Source organism: Endobacterium cereale, assembly GCF_009617585.1.
GTDB lineage: Bacteria > Pseudomonadota > Alphaproteobacteria > Rhizobiales > Rhizobiaceae > Neorhizobium > Neorhizobium cereale.
Genome location: NZ_WIXI01000049.1, coordinates 92287 through 116699, shown reverse-complemented (window position 1 = coordinate 116699; position 24413 = coordinate 92287). Strand labels below are relative to the sequence as shown.

The window sequence follows — 24413 nt, the reverse complement described above, 5'->3', positions numbered from 1 at the left end:
ATGTTCTCCTCACACCAGCGGACGCGGATTACGCAGGTAATCCGTGCGGATGGCATGGGCGGCCCAATAGGCGAGACCGCCGACCATGCCGGTCGGGTTGTACTGGGTGTTCTGCGGGAAGGCGCCGGCACCGAGCACGAAGATGTTGTGCTTGTCCCATGCCTGCAGATAGCGGTTGACGGCAGACGTTTTCGGATCGGCACCCATGACGGAGCCGCCGACATTGTGCGTCGTCTGGTAAGGACGCACGTCGTACATGGCGCCTTCCTTCTTGAAGCCTTCCTGCATCGAGGTCGGGTTCATCGACTGAGCGATGGGCTCCATCTTCGACTTCATGAACTGCGTCATGCGGATGTCGTTCGGGTTCCAGTTGAAGGTCATGCGCATCAACGGGCGACCGAGCGGATCCTTGTAGGTCGGATCGAGGTCGAGGAAGTTGCCACGATAGGACATGTGCGAGCCGTGCGAGCCGATCGACATCGAATGGCCGTACCATTCGCCGACGGCTTCCTTCCAGCCAGCACCCCAGGATGGCGAACCCTTCGGCAGCGACATCGAGCGGATCGGCTGGCCGTTGGTCTGGCCGGAACGCCAGTAGGCGCCACCGATAAAACCTTCGCGACCAAAGTCGATATTGTCCATGCCGAAATCGTCGATCGACATGCCGTTTGCGCCGGTGCCGATGAACGGGTTGAAGTGCTCGTCCTTGAAGAACAGCGTGTAACCGCCGTTCATCTGGTAGGCGTAGCTACGGCCGGTCGTGCCTTCGCCCGTTGCCGGGTCATACGGCTTGCCGATGCCCGAAAGAAGCATCAGGTGGACGTTGTGCAGCTGGTATGCTGCGAGGATGACCAGATCGGCCGGCTGGAAAACTTCCTCGCCAGTCTTGTAGTCGTAATAGGTAACGCCTGTCGCGGTCTTGCCGTCGGCGGCCATTTCGACGCGCAAGACGTCGGCCTCTGTACGGTATTCGAAATTCGGCTTGCGCTTCAGGGCATCGAGGATGGCCGTCTGCGGCGAGGATTTCGAATAGTTGTAGCAGCCGTAACGTTCGCAGAAACCGCAATGGTTGCACGGGCCCATCTGCATGCCATATTCGTTGACATAGGCCTGCGAGGCGATGCCGCCCGGGCTCGGGAACGGATGACAGCCGGCAGCCTTGGCGGCTTCGGCAAATTTTGCGCCGTCCCAGGTCGTCGGCATGGCCGGCATCGGGTATTCGCGCGAACGCGGTGCCTCGAACGGGTTGCCGCCCTCGATGATCTTGCCCTTGACGTTTCCGGCCATGCCGGAAATGCCGGCAACATGCTCGAAACGATCGAAGAAAGGTTCGAGCTCATCGTAGGTGACCGGGTAGTCCTGCAGATGCATGTCTTCCGGAATGATGCCGGCGCCCCAGCGTTCTTCCACATGGGAACGCAAGCGGTATTCCGACAGCTGCGGACGCCAGTTCAGGCCGTTCCAGTGCGTGCCGGCGCCACCGACACCGATGCCGGGCAGGAACGAACCGAGGCTGCGGTAAGGTAGGGCCGTTTCGTTGACATCGCGGCGGATGGTGACGGTAGAGTTATGCGGCTTCTGCATCATGCCGAGGCGGACGCCGTATTTCAGCTCGTCGATCATGTTCGGATACTGGAAGTTCGGAACGGTGTTCTGGTCGTGACCGCGCTCCAGCGCAACGATTTCCAGACCGTCCTGCGCCAGTTCCATGCCGAGGATGGAGCCGGTCCAGCCGAGGCCGACGATGACGACGTCTTTTTTCTTTTCTGTGCGTGCCATGACTTTTAAGCCCTTTCGCCGGAGATGGAGACAGGGCCAAGCGGGTAAGGCTTGTTATGCTTGAGCACCCATTCCTTGTAGGAGCCGCGGGCGCCCGGGAAGCCGATATATTTCCAAGCTTCCATGCCGTGATTGCCGCCATACATCGGGTCGGCGAAATAGCCTTCCTTGGTGTTGGCGAGCAGGATGGTGAAGAATTCGCGCAGTTCCGGCGCGATTTTCATCTCGTCCTTCTGGAGCGAGGTGAGCGCCTTGTCCTGGGTTTCCGCATCCAATTCGGCAAAGATCTTGCCGTGGGTGGTCTTGCACCACTCGTCGAAGAACGGGATCGCCTTCTGATAGATCTGCAGCGGGTTGAGCGGGGTCTGCCAGCCACGCAACGGGCTTGCCGCCGCATCGTGCGGACCCTGCATGTACCAGTCGGCCGCGCGGCCGTAATCGCCTGCGAGCTGCTTGTCGATGAAGACCGGAACGCGTGCCTCGATCGCGCCGGGGCCTTCGCCATCCGACGGGATAAGTCTTGCCACCGCTGCCATCACGAAAGCCCACTCACTGGGCTTGAGACAGTCTGGCTTGTATTCGGTGAGCGCCACCGGTTCTGGCTTCTGTTCAGCTTTGGCAGGTACTGCTGCGATACCCGCGATGGCTGCGCTTGCCGCCGATGCCTTCAAAAAGGTTCGGCGAGACGGCAGCCCCGGAACGTCTCTCATTTTATGCTCCTTCGTCCGCATGAGATGCCCCACGCGGCGGGTCAGGAACTGACGCGTCAATTCAGCGCAGGGCAATGTGACGCTGCGGCCGTACGCCGCACATTCGCAAAGCGCAAGAACGCGTTGGTTGAAATTGTTGCATTGGCATCTATTGGCAGGCAAATTTTGCGCATGTGCATAATTTCATCCAATCTGTGTTCGCATTTGGTGCAGTTTTTAAAACTTATACTTACGTGCGAGATGCGGGATTTTGCGTTCTAAAAAACCGGATTCGTTGCTTGCGTCATGCCCGTAACAATTGCCGTGTGCGTGCTGTACAAGCGGGTTCCGCTTGGTTTACACCGCTTGAGCATCCGGCTTTTCGAGACAGACAGGCGTGTTTCCATGACCGACCCAAAACATCTTGCCGCGCGTTTTCCCAAGGACTTTCTTTTCGGTGTCGCCACCGCCGCCTTCCAGATCGAAGGCGCGGCGAAAGAAGACGGGCGAAAAGCCTCGATCTGGGATGCTTTCTGCAACATGCCCGGGCGTGTTTATGGTGGCCATAACGGTGATGTCGCCTGTGACCACTATCACCGGTTCGAGCAGGATCTCGATCTCATCAAGGATATGGGCGTCGAGGCCTATCGGTTTTCCATCGCATGGCCGCGCATCATTCCGGATGGCACCGGTCGCATCAACGAGAAGGGACTGGATTTCTACGATCGTCTTCTCGACGGCATGAAGGCGCGCGGCATCAAAGCCTATGCGACGCTCTATCACTGGGACCTGCCGCTGACGCTGATGGGCGAGGGTGGTTGGGCGGCGCGCTCCACGGCCTATGCCTTCCAGCGTTACGCCAAGGTGGTGATGGCGCGGCTTGGCGACAGGCTCGATTCCGTCGCCACCTTCAATGAGCCGTGGTGCTCGGTCTGGCTGTCGCATCTTTACGGCGTGCATGCGCCGGGCGAACGCAACATGGAAGCGGCGTTGGCCGCCATGCATCATACCAATCTCGCACACGGGCTGGCCGTCGAGGCGATCCGCCATGTCACGCCAAAGGTGCCGGTCGGGCTGGTGCTGAATGCCCATTCGGTCATTGCGGGTACGGACAGCACTGAGGATAAGGCGGCGACTGAGCGTGCCTTCGATTTCCACAATGGCGCGTTTTTCGGCCCGGTGTTCAAGGGCGAATATCCGGCCTCGCTGCTTGAGGCGCTCGGCGATCGCATGCCGGTGGTGGAGGAGGGCGACCTTGCCGTCATCTCCCAAAAGCTCGACTGGTGGGGCCTCAATTATTACACGCCGATGCGTGTCTCCGCCGATCCGGCTGAGGGCGCGGAATTTCCGGCAACGAAACCGGCACCGTTCGTGAATGAACAGGTGACGGATATTGGCTGGGAAATCCATGCGCCGGCGATGAAGTCTCTCGTCGAAGACCTTTACCGTCGTTACGACCTGCCGGATTGCTACGTCACCGAAAATGGCGCGTGCGATAATACCGAACTGGTCGATGGCCAGATCGCGGACGATATGCGCCTCGATTATTACGCCGACCATCTGGGTGTTGTCGCCGATCTGGTGAAGGACGGTTACCCGATGAAGGGTTATTTCGCCTGGAGCCTGATGGACAATTTCGAGTGGGCGGAAGGCTATCGCATGCGTTTTGGCCTAGTTTACGTGGACTATGAGACCCAGACGCGGACGATCAAGAAAAGCGGCAATTGGTACAGCACGCTCGCCTCGACTTTCGGTTCGTCAAACGAATAGGTCGCAATCCGTAAAAGAGAGAAGATTATTTCCTGCCGCACTGCACAAACGGAAAACCATCCCTGTGCAGTGGTCAGCGCGAACGGCATAAGTCTCGGTCAAGAGAGGTGTCAAAACCTCTGCTGCAACAGCCCTTACCGAAAGCCGTCAAAAATGCTCACCGTCTGTGTTTGTCTTCGAATGTGCCGCCTGATTGGCTAAAACGTGCACAAGCGGTTATAGAGCCGCCAGTTTCTGAAGACCAACACCCGAGAGTAAGACATGACAATCCAACAAGCGGCCGTCAGAGGTTCGGGTCGCACCGCGCCAGAGGCTGATCGATCGGCCGGCGTATCGGCGGTGCCGATGGTTGCCTTCGAAGGCGTCGGAAAGCGTTTTGGCCCGGCCGGCGAAGGCGGGTTTACGGCACTTGCCGATATCGATCTTTCCGTTGCACGCGGCTCCATCACCGGCATTATCGGCCGCTCCGGCGCCGGCAAATCCACCCTGATCCGGCTCGTCAACGGCCTTGAAAAGGCGACGACCGGCAAGGTGATCGTCGATGGTATCGAAGTCGGTGGGCTGGGCGAAGATAACCTGCGGGGCCTGCGCCGCCAGATCGGCATGATTTTTCAGCACTTTAATCTGCTGTCGTCGCGGACCGCGTTCGACAATGTGGCGCTGCCGCTGGAAATTGCCGGTGTCGACAAGGCGGCGATCAAGGCCAAGGTTGGCCCGTTGCTCGATCTCGTCGGGCTGGGTGACAAGGCCAATCGCTATCCATCCGAACTGTCGGGCGGCCAGAAGCAGCGTGTCGGCATTGCCCGTGCGCTTGCGACCGATCCAAAGCTGCTGCTGTCCGACGAGGCCACTTCGGCACTCGATCCGGAAACCACTCAGTCGATTCTCGAACTGCTGAAGCGCATCAATGCCGAGCTGAACCTCACGGTTTTGCTGATCACCCACGAAATGGAAGTGGTGAAAACCATTGCCAGCCATGTGGCGGTGATCGATGCCGGACGTATCGTCGAAGCCGGTCGTACATTCGACGTTTATGCCAACCCGAGCCACGAGACGACGCGCACGCTTCTGGCTTCTGCGCTGAACCTGCCGCAATGGCTGCGCGACAGCATCAAGCAGGTGCCGGCTGCCGGTGATCGCGTGCTGGTCCGTCTGGTGTTTTTTGGCGAAACCGCCTTCAAGCCGCTCACCGGTCGTCTGGTCGCCGAACTTGGTTCCGACGTCAACATTCTGGCCGGTGGCATCGAGGAAATCGGCGGAGAACCCTTTGGGTCGCTGGTCGTCTCCTACTCGGCCGATCCCGCAGTCGTTGCCCGCGCCGAACAATTTTATGCCGAAACCGGCCTGACCACGGAGGTTCTCGGTTATGTCGCTTGAGATGATGATCAGCCTTATTCTCAAATCGCTTGGCCAGACAGGCCAGATGGTAGCGATCTCCGGCCTGCTCGGTTCGCTGATCGGCCTGCCGATCGGCATTTTTCTCGCCACCAGCGGCAAGGGCGAACTGTTCCCGGCACCCACGGTCAACCGTATCATCGGCCTGATCGTGAACGCGGCGCGTTCGACGCCTTTCATCATCATGGTGGTGGCGATCATTCCGTTCACGCGTTTGGTCACCGGCACCTCGATCGGCACCAATGCGGCGATCGTGCCTTTGACCATTGCGACCATTCCGTTTTTCGCCCGTCTGGTGGAAGCGGCGATCCGCGAGATTGACAAGGGCCTGATCGAGGCGGCGCGCGCCATGGGTGCCACGCCGATGCAGATCGTGTTCAAAGTGTTGCTCGCCGAAGCGCGTCCGTCGCTGATGGCGGCGCTGACCATGACCATGGTCAGCCTGATCGGTTATTCCGCCATGGTCGGTGCTGTCGGTGGCGGCGGTCTGGGCGACCTCGGCATCCGCTACGGTTACCAGCGTTTCATGCCGGAAATGATGCTCGCCGTCGTCATCGTGCTGATCGTGCTCGTCCAGTTCGTGCAGAGCGCCGGTGATGCACTGGCCCGCAGTTTCGACAAGCGCAACCGCAAGAACTGATTGTTTTAAAGAGGGGTAAGATCATGAAAAAATTGATTGTCGCGGCCACGCTCGCCGCCCTGTTTTCCACCGGTGCAGCATTTGCCGAAACGAAAAAGGTCGGCGTGACGCCCGGCCCGCATGCGCAGCTGGTGGAAAAGGTCAAGGAAGTCGCCGCTAAGAAGGGTCTCGAACTCGATATCATCGAGTTCTCCGATTACGTCGTGCCGAACCAGGCGTTGTCGGATGGCGATATCGACATCAACTCCTTCCAGCATCTGCCTTATCTGGAAAATCAGGTGAAGGAGCGCGGGCTTGATCTCGTCAGCGTTGCTCAGTCCGTCAATTTTCCGATGGCCGGCTATTCCAAGAAGATCAAGGCACTCTCCGAGCTGAAGGACGGCGCTTCGGTGTCGATCCCGAACGACCCGAGCAATGGCGCCCGCGCCCTGCTGCTGCTTGCCGACCAGAAGCTGATCACGCTCAAGGACGGAATCGGCGTAAAGGCTTCAGTTGCCGACATCACCGGCAATCCGAAGAACCTCAACATTCTGGAGCTCGATGCCGCGCAGCTGCCGCGTTCGCTCGATGACGTCGATCTCGCCGCCATCACCACCAATTACGCGCTTGCTGCCGGTCTAAATCCGAAGTCGGATGGCATCTTTCAGGAAAGCATGAAGGCGCCTTACGTCGGTATCATTGCCGTGCGCGCCAAGGACAAGGATGCCGACTGGGTTAAAACCTTTGTCGAGAGCTATCACAGCCCGGAAGTGAAGGCTTTCATCGAGGAAAAGTTCAAGGGTGCCATCACGCCCACCTGGTAACGGCCAAACCCATTGCGCCGCCTCCATCCCAAGAGGCGGCGCCATAAGATCAAATAAAACGTGAGGAAACACTAGAATGAAGAAGCTCATCATCGCAGCAACGCTTGCAGTTCTCGCTGCCGGCTCCGCTCTTGCCGAAGACATCAAGGTCGGCGTATCGGCCGGCGAACATGCCAAGATCATGGAAAAGGTCAAGGAAGTCGCCAAGACCAAGGGCCTCAACATCGATATCATCGAGTTTTCCGACTATGTCGTGCCGAACCAGGCGCTGAACGATGGCGACATCCAGGCCAACTCGTTCCAGCACCAGCCTTACCTCGACAACCAGATCGCTGACCGCAAGTTCGATCTCGTCAGCATCGGCAAGACCATCACCACCCCGATGGGTGTTTATTCCAAGAAGGTGAAGAGCCTCGACGAACTGAAGGAAGGTTCGACCGTCGCTATCCCGAACGACCCGACCAATGGCGGCCGCGCGCTGCTGGTTCTGGCTGCCAAGGGCCTGATCAAGTTCAAGGAAGATGCCGGCATCAAGGTCACCCCTGCCGACATCATCGAGAACACCAAGAAGATCGAATTCGCCGAAATCGACGCAGCCCAGCTGCCGCGTTCGCTTGACGACGTCGATGCCGCCGTCATCAACACCAACTACGCCATGGAAGCCGGTCTGAACCCGAAGAAGGACGCCATCGCCATCGAAGGTGAACAGTCGCCTTACGCCAACGTCATCGTCGTGCGCACCGCCGACAAGGACGCTCCCTGGGCAAAGACGCTGGTTGAAGCCTATCACGACGAAAGCATCCGCAAGTTCATCAACGATGAATACAAGGGTGCGCTGATCGCTTCCTGGTAATTCCGGGCGGTTCATCCACTGCAATAAGGGCGGTCCGGCTTTGTCGGGCCGCCTTTTTCGTCGGCAGGGTTTGCACCCGGATTTTGTTGGCGATAAACAAAATTTGAACCCTCGCAACGTATCGTGGGTTCGGGGGAAAATATGCGGGTCCTATCATCGCGTCCGAAGCAGTCTTCTGTCGCACAGCGTCGCTCGCTCGTGCGCTCGCTTCTCGTTATCTTCGCGGCCGTCATGGTGATCGTCACCAGCATGGTGCTGACCGCGCTCGACCGCGTTGGCGAACACGCCAATCGGCTGGATGATGAGCGTTCGCGCGAGACCACGATCGGTGCGCTGCTGACCTTTCGCAACCATCTCGGCGCCACCCTCAATGATTATGCCGCCTGGGATGATGCCGACCGCTTTGTCTATGATACCGACGGCATGGACTGGGTTGTCAGCAATTTTGGCGACATGACCGCCAACAATAACCTATTTGATGCCGCCGTGGTGCTCACCGCCGATGGGCAGGCGCTGATGACCTATGAGGCCGGCGCGTCGGCCGACTGGACCGTCAAGAGTTACTTCGGCCCATCATTTCAATCCCTGTTCGACAGCGTTCGCAATTCTGCGCCGGAGGCGACACCGGAGGGCAATGCCTTCATCCGCACGCATCGGGGGGTCGCCGCCGTTGCCATCGGCCTCGTGCGCCAGAAAAGCGGCCGTATCGATCACGAACCGGCGGCGCGCCGGTATCTCGTGCTGCTGCGTCATCTGCATGAAAACGATATCAAGGGCATGGCCAGAACCTATGTGGTTTCCGGCCTGCGCCTCGTGGACCAAGGCGAGCAGCCCGCCAACCATGTGGACATCCGTGACGTCGAAGGGCATGCGATCGGCGGGCTGACCTGGACTTCGCGTCTACCGGGCACCGCCAGTCTTGCGCAGGTGCAGCCGCTGGTGCTTGGCGCCATTGCCATGGTGGCGATCTATTTCATTCTTCTTTTTGTCAGCGGCGCGCGGCTGCTGCGTCAGATCAAGGCGGAAGAGGCGGCGGCGGTGGAGCTTTCGCGCCTCGATACGCTGAGTGGTCTCTCCAACCGCTATGGCCTGTTTGCCAACCTGCGCGAATTGGTGTCGCTGGCGGAAAACAGCGATGACGATGTGTTGCTGCTTTATCTCGATCTCGACGGGTTCAAGGAAGTCAACGATGCCTATGGCCACGGCACCGGCGACAATCTCATTCGCGGCGTCTCAGCCGGTCTCTCGGCGCTGATCGGCAAGGGTGTTGCCATCGCGCGGGTGGGTGGCGACGAATTCGCCATAGCCATGAACACGCGGGCGCATGAGGCAGTGGTGCCGGAACTATGCGAGCGCATTCTCGGCTTTTTTGCCGAGCCATTCGTGATCGGCGAACGTGTGGCCGTGGTCGGCACCAGTATCGGTGTGGCCGTTTCTGCGCGCGGCACCGTTTCGGGCGAGGAACTGCTGCGTCGGGCCGATATGGCCATGTACCGCTCCAAGGAGGCCGGTCGCGGCCGCTGGACCGTCTACGCGCCTTGCATGGATGCCGAGCGCGAAGAGCGTAACCAGCTGGAAATCGATCTGCGCCGCGCGATCGAAAACAGCGAGATCGGTGTTGTGTATCAGCCGGTTGTCGATGCGCGCGATGGGCGCATGGTGTCGGTTGAGGCTTTGGCGCGCTGGAACCGGACGGGGCATGGGCCGGTCAGCCCCGAAATCTTTATCGGTGTCGCCGAACAGACCGGCATGATCGACCAGCTGGGTTTGAGCGTGCTGCGTACGGCCTGCCGTGCCGTGCGGCAATGGCCGGACCTGCGGCTTGCCGTCAACATTTCTCCCGGGCAGTTCCGCGACCCGGCCTTTGCCGGCCATGTCGCTCAAACCTTCAGCGATCTCGATGTCAATCCCAATCGCATCACGCTGGAAATGACCGAGAGCTATTTCATCCGCAATCCGGCTCGCGCTCTGGCGGCGATCAACAGTTTGAAAGCGATCGGCGTCAAAATCGCGCTCGACGATTTCGGTTCGGGTTTTTCCAGCGTCGGATACCTGCGTCAGTTCGGTTTCGACCGCATGAAGATCGACCAGTCTCTGGTGGCGACGGTGGCGGAAGGCGGCAGTGCCGTCGATCTGTTGCAGGCCACGGTGGCGCTTGCCCGCGCGCTCGACATTCCGGTAACGGCGGAAGGCGTCGAGACCGAGGATCAGGCGAAGATCTTGCGGCTCAGCGGCTGTGATGAATTGCAGGGTTATTTCTTCGGCAGGCCGATGCCGGGGGATGCGATCGGGCGGATGCTGATGGAGCAGCGGGAGGTTGGGCGCTGATCAGGGCCGTCGCCCACGATCAACGGTTTTGATCCAAGTCGGCCAGCATGGCGCGGCGCAGGATGGCATTCATGCGGGTCTGGTAGCCCTTGCCCTGTCCCTTGAGCCACGCCAGCACATCCGAGTCCACCCGCACCGTGGTTGCGGTCTTGGTCGGTTTGTAGAAACGGCCTTGCATAGCGTTTTTCCAGAATGCCTCATCCAGTTCGGGGATGTCGCTGGTATCGATCTGTTCATCCGGCGTTGTCGCCAGTGTCTCGATCTCGGCCTTTTGTGCCTCGGTCAGGGGCGGCAGGTTGTTGAGGTCAACCTCATGACGAACGGTTTTGCTCATAACGCCTTCTCTCTTTTGGATCGGCACGACGCGCCGAGATGATGCGGATCACTTCCACGCCATCGTCATCGTCCCGGACGGTGTGTGCCACCAGCAGCAGCAGAATTCCTTCGACGAGGCCGACGGTCTGCCAACGATATTCGTGGTTCTCGATGCGGTCCTGCTCTGTCATGGCGAATGGGTCGGCAAAAACACGGACAGCGACCGGAAAGCTAACCCGGTGCTTGCGAAGATTGGCTTTTGCCTTCTCCGGGTCCCATTCAAACCGTGCCTTCATAGCTCACATGTTAGTACATTTTTGTACCAACACCAAGATCGGGCATCCTCACAAATACCGCGTCACCTTCGCCTTCAGAAGCTCCACCAAAGCCGGCTCCATGAACTGGTAATCATCGGGAATATCCAGACAGATCAGCCGCGCCTTCTTCATCGCCGCCCGGTAGCGCGTCTGCAGCTTTGTGCGGTGGGTGCGCTCCATCACAAAAATGATGTCCGCCCATTCCACAAGCTCTGAGGAGAGCGGGTTTTCCGCGTCGTTATTGGTGCCGGCCGAGGCGGTCTCTATGCCCGGCCAGTCACTAAACGCCTGTTCGGCCGTCGGGCTGCGCAGCTTGTTCTGGCTGCAGACGAACAGGACGTTTTTCATCAGCCGCCGATATGCTTCTGGCCGCGCTTTTTGGCGAGCGCGATCTGCAATTGCCGCTGGCGGTAACGCAAGCGGTCTTCTTCCGTGCGGCTGTCGTAGCAGTTGGAGCAGGACACGCCTTCCTCGTATTTTTCCGAGGTCACTTCTTCCGCCGTGATCGGGTTGCGGCAGGCGTGGCAGAGCTTGTGGTTGCCTTCCTTCAGCCCGTGCTCGACCGAGACGCGCTCGTCGAACACGAAGCAGGCGCCTTCCCAGAGACTTTCCTCTGCCGGCACTTCCTCGAGATATTTCAGGATGCCGCCCTTGAGGTGGTAAACATCCTCAAAGCCTTCCTGCTTCATGAAGGCCGTGGCCTTTTCGCAGCGGATGCCGCCGGTACAATACATGGCGATTTTCGGCTTGTTGTGCAGGCCGGTATTGTTGCGCACCCAGTCCGGAAACTCGCGAAACGTCTTTGTGTTCGGATCGACGGCGCCTTTAAAAATGCCGATCGCCGTTTCGTAGTCGTTACGTGTGTCGATCAGGATGGTTTCCGGATCGGAGATCAGCGCGTTCCAGTCCTTTGGATCGACATAGGTGCCGACGATGCGGTTGGGGTCGATATCCTCGACGCCCATGGTGACGATCTCTTTCTTGAGCTTCACCTTCATGCGCACGAACGGCATTTTTGACGCGCGGCTTTCCTTGTGCTCCAGCCCGGAAAACTCCGGCATGGCGCGCAAGTGGGCCAGCAGTCTGGCTATGCCCGCATCCGTGCCGGCCACCGTGCCATTGATCCCCTCACGCGCGATCAGCAGCGTACCCTTGATGCCGTTTTCATCGCAGAAAGCCTGCAGCGGCTTTTGCACGCTTTCGAAACGCTCGAAGCGGGCGAAATGATAGAGGGCAGCCACAAGAAATGCGCCCGTGGCTTCGGGGCGCGGAAGGGTCTGGTTTTCGGTCATGGGGCACGAAATACAATTTTGGCCGCGTCTTCGCAATGGCCTGTATCGTGACAAATTATCAGGATGTTGCGGCTGCTTTCCAGAGCAGGGCGACGATGTGGCTTTCCTGCTCTCTATCATCGGCAAACACGCTGTCGGCCATCTCCAGTGCCTGATGCCGCAGCGCCTGCTGTTTGGATATGACGGCGCCCAGAAGCCGCGCCATCGTGTCGCCATTTCCAAAAAGCTGCGGCTGTTCGTTGATCAACTGGGTCAACACGGAAAGGTCGTGCTCGTGGCCGAGGATTTCGACCAGTGTCTTAGCGTCGTCGTGTTTGGCGCTCATGGCAGATGGCCAGAGGTCGCGCAGAAGCGACAGATGCATCCAGTATATCTGGCCTGATTTGCGCAATTCATGAAAGACGTCGGCTTCCGGCTGGGCATGGCATGCGGCAAGCGCCGATGCGGCTGCCTTGCGCTGCTTGCGCCATGCTTTGCCAAGACATTTGGCTGCCTTGCCGGGATTGTCGTTGAGATCAAGTGTCTGCACGGCGTCGATCGCCGCCAGACTTTGCTCGATGGCTGCGGCGATTTTTTCCTCAAGATCTGATTCGTTCGCCACGATGCGATCGCGTCGTTCGATCAGCGCATTGGATGCGTAGGTGAGGGCGGCGATCTCTTCCGGCGATTTCGCGTCGCCCGCAAGATATTCGGTTGTTTCGATCAGGGCGGTGGCATCACGCGCGGCCGACAGCGATTTGGCGACATCGCGGATGCGGGCGTTTTCCGCTTTTCGAAACGCCTTGGCATCCGGTTCGATCAACCTGTAGAGCGCGCGCACCCGTTTGAAACGTTTGCGCGCATCGTGCACGGCCTTGTGCGGCCCGTCCGGCTGCTCTTCCAGCAGGGTCACGGCACGGCCAAGCTGCCTTTCCGCAACCGCGCGAATTTCAGAAGCGAACGGTTCAGAGGGGCGGATTCGAAAGGCCATGGCCCAACTCCGCGCTCAAGTCCTCGTTCGTCGCCATTGCCATGTTGGAATACCGCTTGTCGCCGGTCACTTCGCGGCCGAGCCATGCGGGCAGGTCGGGCCGGTCTTCGGTGGATCGCATCTCCACCTCCGCAACGATCAGGCCGTGATAGAAGCCGGCAAATTCATCGACCTCGAAGGTGAAGCCGCGATAATCCACGCGGTGACGGCTCTTTTCCAGAACGATGCCGATCGCCGCCTGCATCAGTTCCTCGGCGTCGGCGACGGGAATGTCGTATTCGAACTCATCGCGCACCAGAAGATCGCGGCCGAGCTTGATCGTCAGACGTGCCCGTTCCCCGTCTATGATGCGCACCCGGATGGAGCGGTCTTCTCCGGTGGCGATATAGGCCTGCAAAAATTTGCTGGTGGTGCCCACGCCGGCCTTCCAGCCGTCATCCGCTACCAGAAACTTGCGTTCTATTTCCTTGGCCATGGTGCTCCCGTCCGTTGACAGCAAACCTATGGCAATGCGACACTTTCGACCAGCCCCGCATTGTGTCGCAACGGCATTTTTCCTCGACATCGCAAAGTACGGGGAGTATTTCAAAGCCCACTTTAATCGTTTCAAACGGATAAGATGATGAGCGTTAAGACAGAAAAAGTCCTTTCCATCCTCAAGCTGCAGCCGGTCGTGCCGGTGCTGATCGTGGACGACGCGAAGTCGGCGGTGAACCTTGCGAAGGCGCTGGTCGCCGGTGGCCTGCGCGCCATCGAAATCACGCTGCGCACGCCGGCCGCACTCGACGCCATCAAGGCGGTTGCAGCCGAAGTGGAAGGCGCCAATGTCGGTGCCGGTACCATTCTGAACTCGAAGGATTACGAAGCCGCCGTCAAGGCCGGTTCCACATTCATCGTGTCTCCGGGTGTTTCGCCGAGCGTGCTTGCTGCCGCCAACGATAGCGCGGTTCCGCTGCTTCCGGGCACGGCAACCCCGAGCGATGTCATGACGCTGCGCGAAGCCGGTTATGACGTGATGAAATTCTTCCCCGCCGAACAGAACGGTGGCGCTGCCATGCTGAAGGCATGGTCCTCGCCGCTCGCCGGCACGCTTTTCTGCCCGACCGGCGGTATTTCGCTTAACAATGCCAGGGATTACCTGTCGCTGCCCAACGTTGTCTGCGTCGGTGGTTCCTGGGTTGCCCCGAAGGAACTGGTGGCTGCTGGTGACTGGGCCGGCATCACCAAGCTTGCTTCGGAAGCTTTTGCGCTGAAGGCCTGAGTTTCGGCCATTCGATCGGTTTTCATGAGGCGGTCCGTCACGCGGGCCGCCTCATGACATTTTCGTCATCCGTTTTGATTTCGCCCTTGGCGTCCCTATCTCCGGGTCAGTGTTTCACGATCAGGAGATTTTAATGTTCGACGCCAAGAAGCTTCTAGACCAGTTCCTCGGTTCACAAGTTCCGGGCCTCTCGGGAAGCGTTCGTGACCGGGCAGGCCAGTTCGGCGGCATCGCGAAGAAAAATCCCCTGAAGTCCGCCGGTATTGCCGCTGCCATCCTCGGCACCAAGACCGGCCGCAAGCTGGCCGGCAATGTCGCCACGATCGGTGGTATCGCGGCCGTCGCCGGCCTCGGTTACCTCGCCTACAAGAACTATCAGTCCGGCAAGGCACCGGAAGCCGCCCCGCAGCCGGCACCGGCCAGCAATCAGCCTATCGCCCTGCCGCCGCCGGATAGCGCCTTCAGCCTGGAATCGCCGCAGCTTTCCAATGACTTTGCCCTGACGCTGATCCGCGCCATGATCGCCGCCGCCAAGGCCGACGGCCATATTGATGAAGCCGAGCGCGCCAACATCATGGAAAAGGTGCATGAAGTCGATCTTGGTTCGGAAGCTGAAGCTTTCATCCGAGACGAACTGGCAAACCCGGTCGATATCGATGAGCTCGTGGCTGCTGCCCGCACCGAAGAACAGAAGGTCGAGCTTTACACCGCAACCCGCCTGACGATCGAACCGGATACACGCGCTGAGCGCGGTTATCTCGACCTGCTCGCCGGTCGTCTCAACCTGCCGGATGCGCTGGTGGATCATATCGATGCGACGGTGTCGGCGGCGAAGGTTCAGGCCTGAGTTTACGACGGTTGCCGGGGCAGTTCAGGTCTCCCGTCTTATCGGTGGGAGGCCTTTTTACGGTTCATGAACCGGCGCGGTCGCCACATTGGCTCGGCAGCTTGTCGAGGGTTTCCTGAAGATTGCCGGGCGTCGCCAGCGATTTCGGTGTGTCACCGACATAGTACCACATGGCGCTTTTCATTCTCTGGATCTGCGAGCCGAATGCCTTGGCGGCATCGCCTTTCAGCACGGCGCGGTCGCCGTCGATCTCCCACATGCCGATGAAGGGCGTGCCGTCTATTTCATAAAAGACCTTGATGGGATCCTTGGCATTGGTGGGAACCGGCAATGCCACCGCGTTCAATTCGCCCTTGAGGCATCGCAGGCCGATGGCGCCGCCGGCCACCACGTCCGATGTCATCACCATCCAGCCATCGCCGTCCTTGAACTCGAAGGCATGCCAGATGGCTGCGTGAGCGGTGCCTTGCAGGCCGATCAGGGCGGCAAATGCCAGTCCGAGGATGCGGTTTGTACTCCAGACCATGATCATCCCCGAACGGCCGCAAAACGGTTTGCCGCACGCGATACGCGCGGCAAACCATGAAGTCTCAGAACGTGATCTTCAGCTCGATCTTGGCATTGCTGTGATCCGGGATCGGGTCCGGTTTCATCGGATCGAACTTGAAGGACGGGGCGGCTGCGGTTTTCGGCATCTGATAGTCCGGCCTCAGCGTGACGGTGAGGGTGGTGGACTTGTTGATATCAGCGCCGAAATTGTATTCGCGGTTCTGGTTGGTGCCGTCCGTGGCATATTTGACATTGCCGAACAGCTTGCCGCTACGCACCTCAGCGGTGCCTGTTCTCGTCAGGCCTGCCTGTTCGAAGGCGACGCGTCCCGACAAGTCACCGGATTTTCCGCTCACGCCAATCGATCGCGACAGAACCTGGCGTGTCTTGTAATCCGCCGTTGCCGCTGCATCCACGCCCAGCGACGTCTTGTTGTCGAATTGGTGGAGGTAGCTCACGTTGAACTTGATCGTGTTCCGGTCGGCGTACATGGCGGCCGTGGCATTGTCGCCGTTGAGCTTCACACCGAGGTCGCTTCTCGTTTTGGTGTCGAGCACAAGCCGGCTTTTCGCCGAGGGCACGATCTTGTCGAGAAGCTTTACTTCCTTGTCGGTCGGCGGCGAAGGCTGGCCGGATTGGTCGAAGGCGCCAATCACCGTTGTATCACGACCGTTGATGCGGCTGGTAACGCTGAAGATCACGCGGCCGTCGTCGGTGAGGCCGGCGGAACCGGTATGCTGGCTGTTGCGCAGGCAATAGCTGCCGCCGCACTGGAGCGCCTTGTCGAAATCACCAAGCTGGGCCGTATGGCCGGAAAAGATGACGCCGGAATTGTCGGAGCTCGTGCCCGCGCCGGAAAAACTCTGGCCGCTATGCAGGATGATCGGACGGAAAGGCGGCACGGCGTTCGGCTTTGGTGCGGCTGGCTGTGTCGAAAGCTTCGCCGCCTTCATGGCTGATCCTGGTCCCATCGTGTTTCCCGTCCGTGTCTGTTGATCGAATGAGCGAAAATATATCTCTCGAAAGCGCCGCGCAGTCGTTGCCGTCGGCGAAAATGACAGTCATTTGACTTTATTCAATGGTGCGCAAATTAGGTTTCTGGCCCTTTTTGTCCACCCCAAAACGGATCGGAAAAATACCCTTAAATCATCATCGCGCTTTGTCGTTGCCTTTCCAAAACGCCTCGCTTAGCTTTCAAAAGATCAATTGCAGAGGCATTCATGCGCGATCTCTCCACCTACAAGCCTGCCGCTCCCGCTCCTGTCACCTTGAAGGGCCGTTTTGTCACCCTCGAACCCTATGACCGGGCAAAACATCTGGCTGCGTTGTGGGATGCGCTGGGCGGGGCGGATGCGATCAACGAGCTGATCCGCTATTTCCCGAACGATCAATACGACACGCCGGAAGCGTTTGGCGCGTGGCTGGACAATGTGCGCGACAATTCCGGTTTCGTGACGCTGGTCGCCCGAGAAAACGCCAGCGGCAAGGTGGTGGGCATGGCAAGTTACATGCGGCCGGACCCGAAGAATGGCGTGGTCGAGGTCGGTTCCGTGGCGCATGGGCTAGCGATGAAACGCTCGCCGATGTCGACCGAACTGCATTACCTGATGGCGAAACATGTGTTCGAGGATCTCGACTACCGTCGCTACGAATGGAAATGTCACAACGAAAACGAGCCGAGCAAGGTGACGGCCAGGCGTTATGGTTTTTCCTTCGAAGGCGTCTTTCGCCAGCATCTGATTTCGCGTGGTGAAAACCGCGATACCGCATGGTTTTCGATGATCGACAGTGAATGGCCGGTGATTGGAAAGGCTTTTGAAGCCTGGCTTGCGCCGGAAAATTTTGACGCGGACGGCCAGCAGAAGCGCAAGCTGGAAGATCTTCGCGCCGAGATCGCGAAGGCGAGCGCATGACGCCGGAAGCGAAATCGCAGGCGATTGCCGCAGCCCTCATCCTCGGCGGCGCCGGTATCGTCATCTATTTCATGCCGTCGCTGGTCCTGTGGATCGGCGATTTTTCGCCGGTTCTTGCGGTCATCGTCGGCACGCTGCTGATCCTGTGCTTCTTCTGGATCTTTTGGTTGCGGGCGCGCTATCAGCGCCGGCGGGATCGTTAGAGTTGGTCAGGACGTATAGCCCATGAATAGACCCAGAAAGGTCGAGGTCCGGATGGCTGTTACCGGGTTGGCCGGAGCGTTTTTGTAGAGCCACAGCGTGACCAGCCATATGATGAAAATGAAGCCGGCCGCGATAGCCAGAGCAATCCCCAGAACCGGCACCAGCATCATGGCGGCACAGGCTGACAGCAGGACAAGCCAGAACAGCAGGTCTTCTTCCCAATGTGAGTTCCTGCGTCGGCGTTGATCGGCCCAGCGTCTTCTCAAGCGATTACGCAGCCTGCGCCATTTGCGTTTCACGCCGAGTGTAAAGCGGCGCATCCCAAGGTTTGAACGGGAAAAATCCCATGCGGCGCCGGCCAGCAGGCAGGTGAGGTGCAGGAGTGCCCACAATGTGCAGGCAGTAGCGGTCTTCTCAAATTCGGCAAATGCCTCGCCGCCGAAAATGCGCCCAAGGATGAAACCTGCCATCGCAGTGGAGGCAACGGTCAGTCTCGTTATCCATGGCCACCCCTGTGAGTTCGCTGTTGTGCTTGTTGCCTTGTCGTCGCTCATTTGGTCTCGCAGCGGCAGGGAGGCTTGTATTCTTTGAACATGGCGGATCGATATTGGATCATCAATTAAAATGAGCGGCGAGAAGAAAGCCCCAGAAAGCACTGATGATGCCGGAAAACGGCACATGGATGACCGGGTTGGTGGGCGCATCCCTGTAATAGGGTAGGACCATCATGATAACGAAGACCACCCCGGCGCCTGAAAGCAGGACGACTTTTATACCGAGTGGTATCAGAACAAAGGTCACGAACCCGGCGAAAACGCATGACACGACGACGACCGGTTCTGCGCTGCGATAAGCCTCCCAGTCACGACCGGGGAGCCAGCGGCGGCGCATGCGGACGCGAAACCGTTTCAGTTTCCAGCAGAGACCGGCCACGAAGGCGTCTGGCCCTTTCCACGTGCGCGCCCAGATCGTGCCGAACAGCAGGCAGACAGCCTGAAATCCCGCCCATGCCAGCCAGAAAGGTCCCGCCTGACGCCACTCGGGTAGTCCACCCATCGCAAGTGAGTTGCCGCCGATAAAGCCGGCCACCATCATGAACGCGACGGCCAGTCTCGACAGCCATTGCCTTCGCAGCGAATGTGCCTGTGTCGGTCCTGTCGCCGCGCTCATTGTCCCATGCCCCTGGTCTCCCTCGGCAATATGGTTGCACTGCCGGAGAAGTCGAGCGTCACATCTGCAGCGAAGCGCCCAGCAGTGACAGGCCCATCATCACCAGGAAGAGGGCGGCGACGATTTCGACGCCGAGCGTGATGCGTTCGCCGCGGCGTGAGCCGGGGCCGGCAAAACGCACGGCGATGTCCTTGGCCGTCACGGCAAGCGTGGCCAGGATCGAGACGGTGATGGCGGTGCCGATCGACATGGCGAGGACCGACAGCGCACCGCCAAGATAAAGTCCGTTCAGCAGCGAAAACGTCATTACCAGAATGGCGCCGGAGCAGGGGCGCATGCCGACCGCCAGGATGGCCGACCATGCTTCGTGCAGGCTGAAATCGCGGCCACCGATCGTGGCGGCGTCGGGCATGTGCATCTGGCCGCAGTCGTCGCAGACATTGCCGGGTTTCAGGTCTGAGTGGTCATGCACTTCGACGGCTTCAAAGCGCAGGCCGGTCGGGCCGGTGGGGGCGGCCATGGCAAGCCCCTGTAGTGGCATCGTGCGGCGCAGCGACCAGAGTTTGCGCGTCAGCAGCCAGAGGCCGAACAGGGCGATCATGGCAAAGCTTGCGACTTCCATGGCCCATGTGGCGCGGGTCAGTGTGATGCCGGTGCCGCGCAGGGCAAAATAGGCGACGACCACCAGCAGGATGGCGGCAACGCCCTGCAGCAGGGCCGAGAGGAAGGAGATCACCATGCCGCGTTTCAGCGCGGTTTCGTTGGCGATCATGTAGGAGGAAATCACCGCCTTGCCGTGGCCGGGGCCGGCGGCGTGGAAAACACCATACGCAAAGGAAAGGCCGATGAGGCCGGACAGCGCCCATGGGTCTTCCCGCATGGCCTTCAATGCGCCGGTCAGCGAACGGTAAAAACTCTGCTGATACATATTGATCCACTGGAAATACGGGGCGAGTGGCCCGCCCACCGAAAAGCTGGGTTCGGCCGAGCCAACGCCGAGTGGTGATTGCGCGTGCGCAGCGGTGGCCAGCATCAGCCCGCCGAGAAGAAGGCCGGGGATGATGAGCGCAAGGCGTCGCAGGTTCAGCATGTCACCTCCATGCGGGTCGCGAACAATTTGGTCATGTCGGTGCCGGTCGGATCGTTGAAGAAGGCGTCTGTCAGCGTGTCCTTGTTGGACGCGATGACCTCGTCCGGATCGGGGCGCACGACCTGATGTTTGCAGGCGGCAAAAGCCTTGCCTTCCACCTTCAGGTCGCCGTCTGACGGGAAATTGACGGCCGTATACATGGACGGGTCGTAGATGCCGAAGGCGAGCTTGCCCTTGAGCGGCACGGGCTTGGATGGCTTTACCGCGAAGATGACGAGAATCTGGCCGTGCTGCCAGGTGACGTGGATAATGCCCGGCTTGGCGACCGGCACATCCTTGCCATCGACCGAGATGGTCGTGAAATAATGAAAATCTTCCATCGAGGCGCGCATGGTCTCACCGAGTTCGGCCAGTTCCTCGTTGTCGAGCTTCAGGTCGGAATTCTTGTCGAAATCGAGCATCACGCTGGAGGAAAACACCTCGTCGAATCGCCAGACATTGCGCAACTCGGCCAGATGACCGTCATCGCTGGCAACGGCTTCGAGGCGTGCATCGAGAAAGATATGCGGGTGCGCCAGGGCGGGCAGGGGCAGGGCACAGAGTGCGGCAACCGTCGATATCGCGCGAAGAATTTTCATGTCTGCTTTTCTTTGCCCAAAATGATGCGGCCCTGAATTAAGGCCCGTGGAGTGACCCGCAAATAAGACGGAATTTCGGCTCCCTGATGACAGTCATGTCATCAGGCCGCGATCATTCGCCCTTGTTGCGGAACCATGCGGTGAGAAAGTCCACAAAACTGCGCACCTTGGCCGGCAGGTAACGGCGATGAGGGTAGACTGCATAGATACCGCGGTCCTTGACGATGTAGTCATCGAACAGCGTGACCAGTTCACCGGACTGGATATACGGCAACACGATAAAATCCGGCACGATGGCGGCGCCGAGCCCTGCCTGTGCCGCGCGCAATGTCGCCTGAGGGCTGTTGACCTCGATGGGGCCGGCAACCGGAACCGAGAGCGCGCCGCCATTCGGATCCTGAAAGCGGATATTGTTGTGTGAGCGGGTGTTGGTATCGACGATGAAGGGTTTGCCGGTCAGGTCGCTCGGGTGGTCGAATGGGCCGTAGCGGGCAACGAAATCCGGCGTCGCGACGGCGTAGACCCGAAAATCTGACAATTTACGCGCGATCAGGCCTGAATCTTCCAGCTTGGTGATTCGGATGGCGAGGTCGAAACTTTCCTCGATCAGATCAACGAAGCGATCTTCGGCCACGATTTCCAGCGCGATTTCCGGGTTCGCAGTGGCGAAATCGATAAGCGACTGGCCAACCGGCGCATCGATGAAGGTGCGCGGCACGGACACACGGATGCGGCCCTTGAGGTCGGCATTGTTTTCGCGCACCAGGTCGGCGAGGTTGTCGATCTCTTTCAGGATGTCGGCCGCGGTGCGGAAATAGGTGTGTCCGGCCTCGGTCAGCGAGAATTGCCGCGTCGTACGATTGAGCAAAAGCGCGCCGAGATCGTCCTCGAGTTCGCGCACATATTTCGACAAAAGCGCCTTGGAACGGCCCGTGCGGCGGGCAGCAGCGGAAAAACCTTCCGCTTCAACCACGTCGATAAAGGCGCGCATGCGGGTGAGTGTATCCATCGAAGTGTTTGCTCCGGTTCGCAAATTGGCTTTCACGGCCAGCAAGACGTCAGCCGGCCCGGAAACACAAGGGGCGCGTTTCCATATGCCTGTCTAATTTCGCCCCATTGTTCATGCAATTTCCCCCTGCCTGCGTCGTGTTAAGATTTTTGGCCGGGAAACAAAAAACCGCTTGATTATGACGGCGAATATTCTTATCTCCCGCCTTGCCCAAAGTCGCACGTGCCCATGTGTGTCCGCCGACCCTCGAATTGAGATTTATCTCTAAGGTGAGGTCATCGGTAAGGTACCTGGAACTAACCCCTCCAGTCGCTATTCCGGCCAACCGGGAAATGCGAGGACATATGAAGCAACGACGGTGCGGGCCTTTTAAGTCTCTGCATGCTTTCCATCAGCATGCAATTCTGTAGAGGCACACCTGAATTGCCGGAAGTGCGGTAGGGACAACCCTCCAATCAATGGCAGACAAAGCGGATCAAAGCTCTTGGCAGGGCGTTGGTCCATCGATCGCGCGTTTGAGCGTGCTAGACAGCGGTGTCTCCAAAAACCGCCGTCGGCGCATTCTCATTCGTCCTTTGTCCTCATGCCGGAGCGTGGTGCTCCAGAGGGTTTGAACGATGACTGCACGTATCCTCGACTTCCTCCGTACCGAGCGTCCAGAAGGCCCTTGCCTTGTTGTCGACCTCGACGTTGTGCGCGACAATTTCAAGGCTTTCCGCCACGCACTGCCGGACAGCTCGATCTACTATGCCGTCAAGGCAAACCCGGAACCAAAGATCCTCGAACTGCTCGCCTCCATGGGCTCGAGCTTCGATTGCGCTTCGGTTGCCGAAATCCAGATGGCACTCGCCGCCGGCGCAACCGCTGACCGCATCTCCTTCGGCAACACGATCAAGAAGGAACGCGACATCGCACGCGCCTTCGAACTCGGCGTTGGCCTGTTCGCTGTCGACAGCCACGAGGAAGTCGAAAAGATCGCCCGTGCCGCTCCCGGCGCAAAGGTGTTCTGCCGCGTTCTGACCGATGGTGAAGGCGCCGAATGGCCGCTGTCGCGCAAGTTCGGCTGCGTCCCGCAGATGGCCGTCGACGTTCTCGTCTACGCTCACCAGCTGGGCCTCGAAAGCTACGGCGTGTCGTTCCACGTCGGTTCGCAGATGACCAAGGTCGATGCCTGGGATTCGGCTCTGGCCGATGCCAAGCGCGTGTTCTCGTCGCTGGCCAAGCAGGGCATCGTCCTGCAGATGGTCAACATGGGCGGCGGTTTCCCGACCAAGTACCTGCGCGACATCCCGAAGGCCGAAGAATACGGCCAGGCGATCTCTGCTTCGCTGCGCAAGCACTTTGGCAACAACCTGCCGAAGACGATCATCGAGCCGGGTCGCGGCATGGTCGGTAACGCTGGCGTCATCAAGGCGGAAGTCGTTCTCGTTTCGCGCAAGTCGGACAATGACAACCATCGCTGGGTCTTCCTCGACATCGGCAAGTTCGGCGGTCTCGCCGAAACCATGGACGAGGCGATCCGTTACCCGATCCGCACCACGCGCGATCAGGATCAGATGGAGCCCTGCGTTCTGGCCGGCCCGACCTGCGATTCGGCTGACGTCATGTACGAAAAGAACATGTACCCGCTGCCGCTCACGCTCTCGATCGGCGACGAAGTTCTGATCGAAGGCACCGGCGCCTACACGACGACCTATTCGGCGGTTGCCTTCAACGGCTTCGACCCGCTCAAGGCCTACGTGATCTAAAGGCTTTTTGCCTCCGCGTCCCTGACGCGAAAACAGTTCGCGGTTCCCGATCCTCCAGGCGGGGGCCGCAAATCCACAATGAACCGAAGACACCATTTGAAATGGTTTTGAGTGCGGGAGGCCAAGATGGCCGCTGTTCTTGATTCTGTACGCGCATTCCTTGCGCCGAAATCCAAATCCTTCACGATCTCCGCTGAAAATGCGGCCGATATCGTTGCCCGCGAAAACCTGCTCGATCGCGCCATGGGCACTGAGCGCCGCAAGAAGTCGTCGGAAAAGATCCGCAGCAAGCGTCTGCCGGCCGAAGGTCTGGCGCTGGTTGCCCGCGACGGTGCCGGCCATGTCATCGGCACGGTGCGTCTGTGGAACATCGAAGCCGGCGTTGCCGCCGATGGTGCTCCGGTCGATGCGCTTCTGCTCGGCCCGCTGGCCGTCGATCCTGCCCGCGAAGGCAAGGGGATGGGTGCTGCTCTGATGCGTGCAGCCATCACCGAAGCCACCCGGCGTAGCCATGGTGCGATCATCCTCGTCGGTGATGCACCCTATTACCAGAAATTCGGCTTTGCTGCCGAAAAGACCCGGCATCTCGTTATGCCCGGCCCCTGCGACCGCGCCCGTTTTCTGGCGCTGGAGCTGAAGGCTGGCTGGCTGGATGATGCCGCTGGCATGATCGTGGCGAGTGGACGCAAGCTGGCCTGACCCATGTCACGGCAATATTCGGAGGTGTTCAGCCTTCCGGTGATTGCCATTGGTGACATGAGACAGGGAAGGTGTGTGGCGGCACACCTTTTGCAAGATGGGGCTTCACGGCTCCCGCGTATCTCCGATCCTGC

At 59.4% G+C, this 24413-nt stretch carries 27 protein-coding genes; 12 read left to right on the top strand and 15 right to left on the bottom strand.

From position 1 onward, the window contains the following. Window positions 1-9: 9 nt before the first annotated feature. Window positions 10-1779, bottom strand: coding sequence for a GMC family oxidoreductase (locus GAO09_RS22500; protein WP_153357908.1), 1770 nt, complete (start codon window positions 1777-1779; stop codon window positions 10-12). Window positions 1780-1784: 5 nt separating this feature from the next. Further along, on the bottom strand, window positions 1785-2489 hold the full coding sequence (locus GAO09_RS22495) for a gluconate 2-dehydrogenase subunit 3 family protein (RefSeq protein ID WP_153357905.1): 705 nt from the start codon (window positions 2487-2489) through the stop codon (window positions 1785-1787). A 384-nt stretch (window positions 2490-2873) separates the two neighbouring features. Here GAO09_RS22495 and GAO09_RS22490 point away from each other — a divergent pair, with 384 nt between their 5' ends. From GAO09_RS22490 to GAO09_RS22465, 6 genes are all read left to right on the top strand, one after another. Beyond that, on the top strand, window positions 2874-4238 hold the full coding sequence (locus GAO09_RS22490) for a GH1 family beta-glucosidase (RefSeq protein WP_153357903.1): 1365 nt from the start codon (window positions 2874-2876) through the stop codon (window positions 4236-4238). A 345-nt stretch (window positions 4239-4583) separates the two neighbouring features. Further along, window positions 4584-5615, top strand: a complete 1032-nt coding sequence (locus tag GAO09_RS22485) for a methionine ABC transporter ATP-binding protein (protein ID WP_153358333.1) — start codon at window positions 4584-4586, stop codon at window positions 5613-5615. Continuing rightward, window positions 5605-6273, top strand: coding sequence for a methionine ABC transporter permease (locus GAO09_RS22480; RefSeq protein WP_153357900.1), 669 nt, complete (start codon window positions 5605-5607; stop codon window positions 6271-6273). Before GAO09_RS22485 ends, GAO09_RS22480 begins: the two co-directional genes overlap by 11 nt. 23 nt (window positions 6274-6296) lie before the next feature. Then, window positions 6297-7076: a MetQ/NlpA family ABC transporter substrate-binding protein gene (locus tag GAO09_RS22475; protein ID WP_153357897.1), complete on the top strand. Its 780-nt coding sequence runs from the start codon at window positions 6297-6299 to the stop codon at window positions 7074-7076. A 76-nt stretch (window positions 7077-7152) separates the two neighbouring features. Continuing rightward, a complete protein-coding gene (locus GAO09_RS22470) occupies window positions 7153-7929 on the top strand; it encodes a MetQ/NlpA family ABC transporter substrate-binding protein (protein ID WP_153357894.1) in 777 nt (258 codons plus the stop codon). Between the two features lie 141 nt (window positions 7930-8070). Continuing rightward, on the top strand, window positions 8071-10257 hold the full coding sequence (locus GAO09_RS22465) for a putative bifunctional diguanylate cyclase/phosphodiesterase (protein WP_153357891.1): 2187 nt from the start codon (window positions 8071-8073) through the stop codon (window positions 10255-10257). A gap of 19 nt (window positions 10258-10276) precedes the next feature. On the opposite strand, the gene GAO09_RS22460 is transcribed toward GAO09_RS22465, so the two are convergent. From GAO09_RS22460 to GAO09_RS22435, 6 genes are read right to left on the bottom strand one after another with little or no spacing between them, the layout of a single operon-like run. Further along, window positions 10277-10591: a BrnA antitoxin family protein gene (locus tag GAO09_RS22460; RefSeq protein WP_153357888.1), complete on the bottom strand. Its 315-nt coding sequence runs from the start codon at window positions 10589-10591 to the stop codon at window positions 10277-10279. Continuing rightward, a complete protein-coding gene (locus GAO09_RS22455; protein ID WP_153357886.1) occupies window positions 10569-10868 on the bottom strand; it encodes a BrnT family toxin in 300 nt (99 codons plus the stop codon). The genes GAO09_RS22460 and GAO09_RS22455 overlap by 23 nt, the downstream gene beginning before the upstream one ends. A gap of 48 nt (window positions 10869-10916) precedes the next feature. After that, entirely contained in the window at window positions 10917-11237 is a 321-nt protein-coding gene (locus tag GAO09_RS22450; RefSeq protein WP_209018799.1) for a low molecular weight protein tyrosine phosphatase family protein, read from the bottom strand. After that, window positions 11237-12181 (bottom strand): oxygen-dependent tRNA uridine(34) hydroxylase TrhO, encoded by a 945-nt coding sequence (gene trhO, locus GAO09_RS22445; protein WP_153357880.1) that lies wholly within the window; start codon window positions 12179-12181, stop codon window positions 11237-11239. The genes GAO09_RS22450 and trhO overlap by 1 nt, the downstream gene beginning before the upstream one ends. A gap of 58 nt (window positions 12182-12239) precedes the next feature. Further along, a complete protein-coding gene (locus GAO09_RS22440) occupies window positions 12240-13151 on the bottom strand; it encodes a CHAD domain-containing protein (protein ID WP_153357877.1) in 912 nt (303 codons plus the stop codon). Beyond that, window positions 13126-13626, bottom strand: a complete 501-nt coding sequence (locus tag GAO09_RS22435; protein WP_153357875.1) for a CYTH domain-containing protein — start codon at window positions 13624-13626, stop codon at window positions 13126-13128. The genes GAO09_RS22440 and GAO09_RS22435 overlap by 26 nt, the downstream gene beginning before the upstream one ends. Before the next feature lie 147 nt (window positions 13627-13773). On the opposite strand from GAO09_RS22435, the gene GAO09_RS22430 reads away from it, so the two are divergent. Together GAO09_RS22430 and GAO09_RS22425 are read left to right on the top strand one after the other, a co-directional pair. After that, the gene (locus GAO09_RS22430) at window positions 13774-14412 is read left to right on the top strand and encodes a 2-dehydro-3-deoxy-phosphogluconate aldolase (RefSeq protein WP_153357872.1); all 639 of its coding nucleotides are present in this window, start codon (window positions 13774-13776) and stop codon (window positions 14410-14412) included. 133 nt (window positions 14413-14545) lie between these two features. Next, the gene (locus tag GAO09_RS22425) at window positions 14546-15259 is read left to right on the top strand and encodes a tellurite resistance TerB family protein (RefSeq protein ID WP_153357869.1); all 714 of its coding nucleotides are present in this window, start codon (window positions 14546-14548) and stop codon (window positions 15257-15259) included. 64 nt (window positions 15260-15323) lie between these two features. Here GAO09_RS22425 and GAO09_RS22420 read toward each other — a convergent pair whose 3' ends face one another. Together GAO09_RS22420 and GAO09_RS22415 are read right to left on the bottom strand one after the other, a co-directional pair. Next, window positions 15324-15785 (bottom strand): hypothetical protein, encoded by a 462-nt coding sequence (locus GAO09_RS22420; RefSeq protein ID WP_153357867.1) that lies wholly within the window; start codon window positions 15783-15785, stop codon window positions 15324-15326. Between the two features lie 64 nt (window positions 15786-15849). Further along, window positions 15850-16761, bottom strand: a complete 912-nt coding sequence (locus GAO09_RS22415; RefSeq protein ID WP_209018798.1) for a hypothetical protein — start codon at window positions 16759-16761, stop codon at window positions 15850-15852. A 267-nt stretch (window positions 16762-17028) separates the two neighbouring features. Between GAO09_RS22415 and GAO09_RS22410 the strand changes: the two genes are divergently transcribed. Continuing rightward, window positions 17029-17721 carry a GNAT family N-acetyltransferase gene (locus tag GAO09_RS22410; RefSeq protein WP_153357861.1) on the top strand — a complete coding sequence of 231 codons (693 nt, stop codon included), beginning with the start codon at window positions 17029-17031 and terminating at the stop codon, window positions 17719-17721. Continuing rightward, the gene (locus GAO09_RS22405; protein WP_153357859.1) at window positions 17718-17924 is read left to right on the top strand and encodes a hypothetical protein; all 207 of its coding nucleotides are present in this window, start codon (window positions 17718-17720) and stop codon (window positions 17922-17924) included. Before GAO09_RS22410 ends, GAO09_RS22405 begins: the two co-directional genes overlap by 4 nt. 6 nt (window positions 17925-17930) lie before the next feature. On the opposite strand, the gene GAO09_RS22400 is transcribed toward GAO09_RS22405, so the two are convergent. The 5 genes from GAO09_RS22400 to GAO09_RS22380 all read right to left on the bottom strand — a co-directional run bounded on the left by GAO09_RS22400 (window position 17931) and on the right by GAO09_RS22380 (window position 21832). Then, on the bottom strand, window positions 17931-18479 hold the full coding sequence (locus tag GAO09_RS22400; protein ID WP_153357855.1) for a hypothetical protein: 549 nt from the start codon (window positions 18477-18479) through the stop codon (window positions 17931-17933). A gap of 61 nt (window positions 18480-18540) precedes the next feature. Next, on the bottom strand, window positions 18541-19095 hold the full coding sequence (locus GAO09_RS22395; RefSeq protein WP_153357852.1) for a hypothetical protein: 555 nt from the start codon (window positions 19093-19095) through the stop codon (window positions 18541-18543). A gap of 58 nt (window positions 19096-19153) precedes the next feature. Next, window positions 19154-20185: a nickel/cobalt transporter gene (locus tag GAO09_RS22390; protein WP_153357849.1), complete on the bottom strand. Its 1032-nt coding sequence runs from the start codon at window positions 20183-20185 to the stop codon at window positions 19154-19156. Further along, window positions 20179-20823 carry a DUF1007 family protein gene (locus GAO09_RS22385; RefSeq protein WP_153357846.1) on the bottom strand — a complete coding sequence of 215 codons (645 nt, stop codon included), beginning with the start codon at window positions 20821-20823 and terminating at the stop codon, window positions 20179-20181. Before GAO09_RS22385 ends, GAO09_RS22390 begins: the two co-directional genes overlap by 7 nt. A 112-nt stretch (window positions 20824-20935) precedes the next feature. Beyond that, a complete protein-coding gene (locus GAO09_RS22380; RefSeq protein WP_153357842.1) occupies window positions 20936-21832 on the bottom strand; it encodes a LysR family transcriptional regulator in 897 nt (298 codons plus the stop codon). A gap of 617 nt (window positions 21833-22449) precedes the next feature. Here GAO09_RS22380 and odc2 point away from each other — a divergent pair. Continuing rightward, window positions 22450-23580, top strand: coding sequence for an ornithine/lysine decarboxylase (gene odc2 / locus GAO09_RS22375; protein ID WP_153357839.1), 1131 nt, complete (start codon window positions 22450-22452; stop codon window positions 23578-23580). A gap of 126 nt (window positions 23581-23706) precedes the next feature. After that, a complete protein-coding gene (locus tag GAO09_RS22370; RefSeq protein WP_153357836.1) occupies window positions 23707-24279 on the top strand; it encodes a GNAT family N-acetyltransferase in 573 nt (190 codons plus the stop codon). Window positions 24280-24413: the final 134 nt, after the last annotated feature.

What these genes read in the sequence shown, in the direction of transcription:
- GAO09_RS22500 (WP_153357908.1), bottom strand. Translation starts at nt 1,779, where the DNA reads ATGGCACGCACAGAAAAGAAAAAAGACGTCGTCATCGTCGGCCTCGGC.
- GAO09_RS22495 (WP_153357905.1), bottom strand. Translation starts at nt 2,489, where the DNA reads ATGAGAGACGTTCCGGGGCTGCCGTCTCGCCGAACCTTTTTGAAGGCA.
- GAO09_RS22490 (WP_153357903.1), top strand. Translation starts at nt 2,874, where the DNA reads ATGACCGACCCAAAACATCTTGCCGCGCGTTTTCCCAAGGACTTTCTT.
- GAO09_RS22485 (WP_153358333.1), top strand. Translation starts at nt 4,584, where the DNA reads ATGGTTGCCTTCGAAGGCGTCGGAAAGCGTTTTGGCCCGGCCGGCGAA.
- GAO09_RS22480 (WP_153357900.1), top strand. Translation starts at nt 5,605, where the DNA reads ATGTCGCTTGAGATGATGATCAGCCTTATTCTCAAATCGCTTGGCCAG.
- GAO09_RS22475 (WP_153357897.1), top strand. Translation starts at nt 6,297, where the DNA reads ATGAAAAAATTGATTGTCGCGGCCACGCTCGCCGCCCTGTTTTCCACC.
- GAO09_RS22470 (WP_153357894.1), top strand. Translation starts at nt 7,153, where the DNA reads ATGAAGAAGCTCATCATCGCAGCAACGCTTGCAGTTCTCGCTGCCGGC.
- GAO09_RS22465 (WP_153357891.1), top strand. Translation starts at nt 8,071, where the DNA reads ATGCGGGTCCTATCATCGCGTCCGAAGCAGTCTTCTGTCGCACAGCGT.
- GAO09_RS22460 (WP_153357888.1), bottom strand. Translation starts at nt 10,591, where the DNA reads ATGAGCAAAACCGTTCGTCATGAGGTTGACCTCAACAACCTGCCGCCC.
- GAO09_RS22455 (WP_153357886.1), bottom strand. Translation starts at nt 10,868, where the DNA reads ATGAAGGCACGGTTTGAATGGGACCCGGAGAAGGCAAAAGCCAATCTT.
- GAO09_RS22450 (WP_209018799.1), bottom strand. Translation starts at nt 11,237, where the DNA reads ATGAAAAACGTCCTGTTCGTCTGCAGCCAGAACAAGCTGCGCAGCCCG.
- trhO (WP_153357880.1), bottom strand. Translation starts at nt 12,181, where the DNA reads ATGACCGAAAACCAGACCCTTCCGCGCCCCGAAGCCACGGGCGCATTT.
- GAO09_RS22440 (WP_153357877.1), bottom strand. Translation starts at nt 13,151, where the DNA reads ATGGCCTTTCGAATCCGCCCCTCTGAACCGTTCGCTTCTGAAATTCGC.
- GAO09_RS22435 (WP_153357875.1), bottom strand. Translation starts at nt 13,626, where the DNA reads ATGGCCAAGGAAATAGAACGCAAGTTTCTGGTAGCGGATGACGGCTGG.
- GAO09_RS22430 (WP_153357872.1), top strand. Translation starts at nt 13,774, where the DNA reads ATGAGCGTTAAGACAGAAAAAGTCCTTTCCATCCTCAAGCTGCAGCCG.
- GAO09_RS22425 (WP_153357869.1), top strand. Translation starts at nt 14,546, where the DNA reads ATGTTCGACGCCAAGAAGCTTCTAGACCAGTTCCTCGGTTCACAAGTT.
- GAO09_RS22420 (WP_153357867.1), bottom strand. Translation starts at nt 15,785, where the DNA reads ATGGTCTGGAGTACAAACCGCATCCTCGGACTGGCATTTGCCGCCCTG.
- GAO09_RS22415 (WP_209018798.1), bottom strand. Translation starts at nt 16,761, where the DNA reads ATGAAGGCGGCGAAGCTTTCGACACAGCCAGCCGCACCAAAGCCGAAC.
- GAO09_RS22410 (WP_153357861.1), top strand. Translation starts at nt 17,029, where the DNA reads ATGCGCGATCTCTCCACCTACAAGCCTGCCGCTCCCGCTCCTGTCACC.
- GAO09_RS22405 (WP_153357859.1), top strand. Translation starts at nt 17,718, where the DNA reads ATGACGCCGGAAGCGAAATCGCAGGCGATTGCCGCAGCCCTCATCCTC.
- GAO09_RS22400 (WP_153357855.1), bottom strand. Translation starts at nt 18,479, where the DNA reads ATGAGCGACGACAAGGCAACAAGCACAACAGCGAACTCACAGGGGTGG.
- GAO09_RS22395 (WP_153357852.1), bottom strand. Translation starts at nt 19,095, where the DNA reads ATGAGCGCGGCGACAGGACCGACACAGGCACATTCGCTGCGAAGGCAA.
- GAO09_RS22390 (WP_153357849.1), bottom strand. Translation starts at nt 20,185, where the DNA reads ATGCTGAACCTGCGACGCCTTGCGCTCATCATCCCCGGCCTTCTTCTC.
- GAO09_RS22385 (WP_153357846.1), bottom strand. Translation starts at nt 20,823, where the DNA reads ATGAAAATTCTTCGCGCGATATCGACGGTTGCCGCACTCTGTGCCCTG.
- GAO09_RS22380 (WP_153357842.1), bottom strand. Translation starts at nt 21,832, where the DNA reads ATGGATACACTCACCCGCATGCGCGCCTTTATCGACGTGGTTGAAGCG.
- odc2 (WP_153357839.1), top strand. Translation starts at nt 22,450, where the DNA reads ATGACTGCACGTATCCTCGACTTCCTCCGTACCGAGCGTCCAGAAGGC.
- GAO09_RS22370 (WP_153357836.1), top strand. Translation starts at nt 23,707, where the DNA reads ATGGCCGCTGTTCTTGATTCTGTACGCGCATTCCTTGCGCCGAAATCC.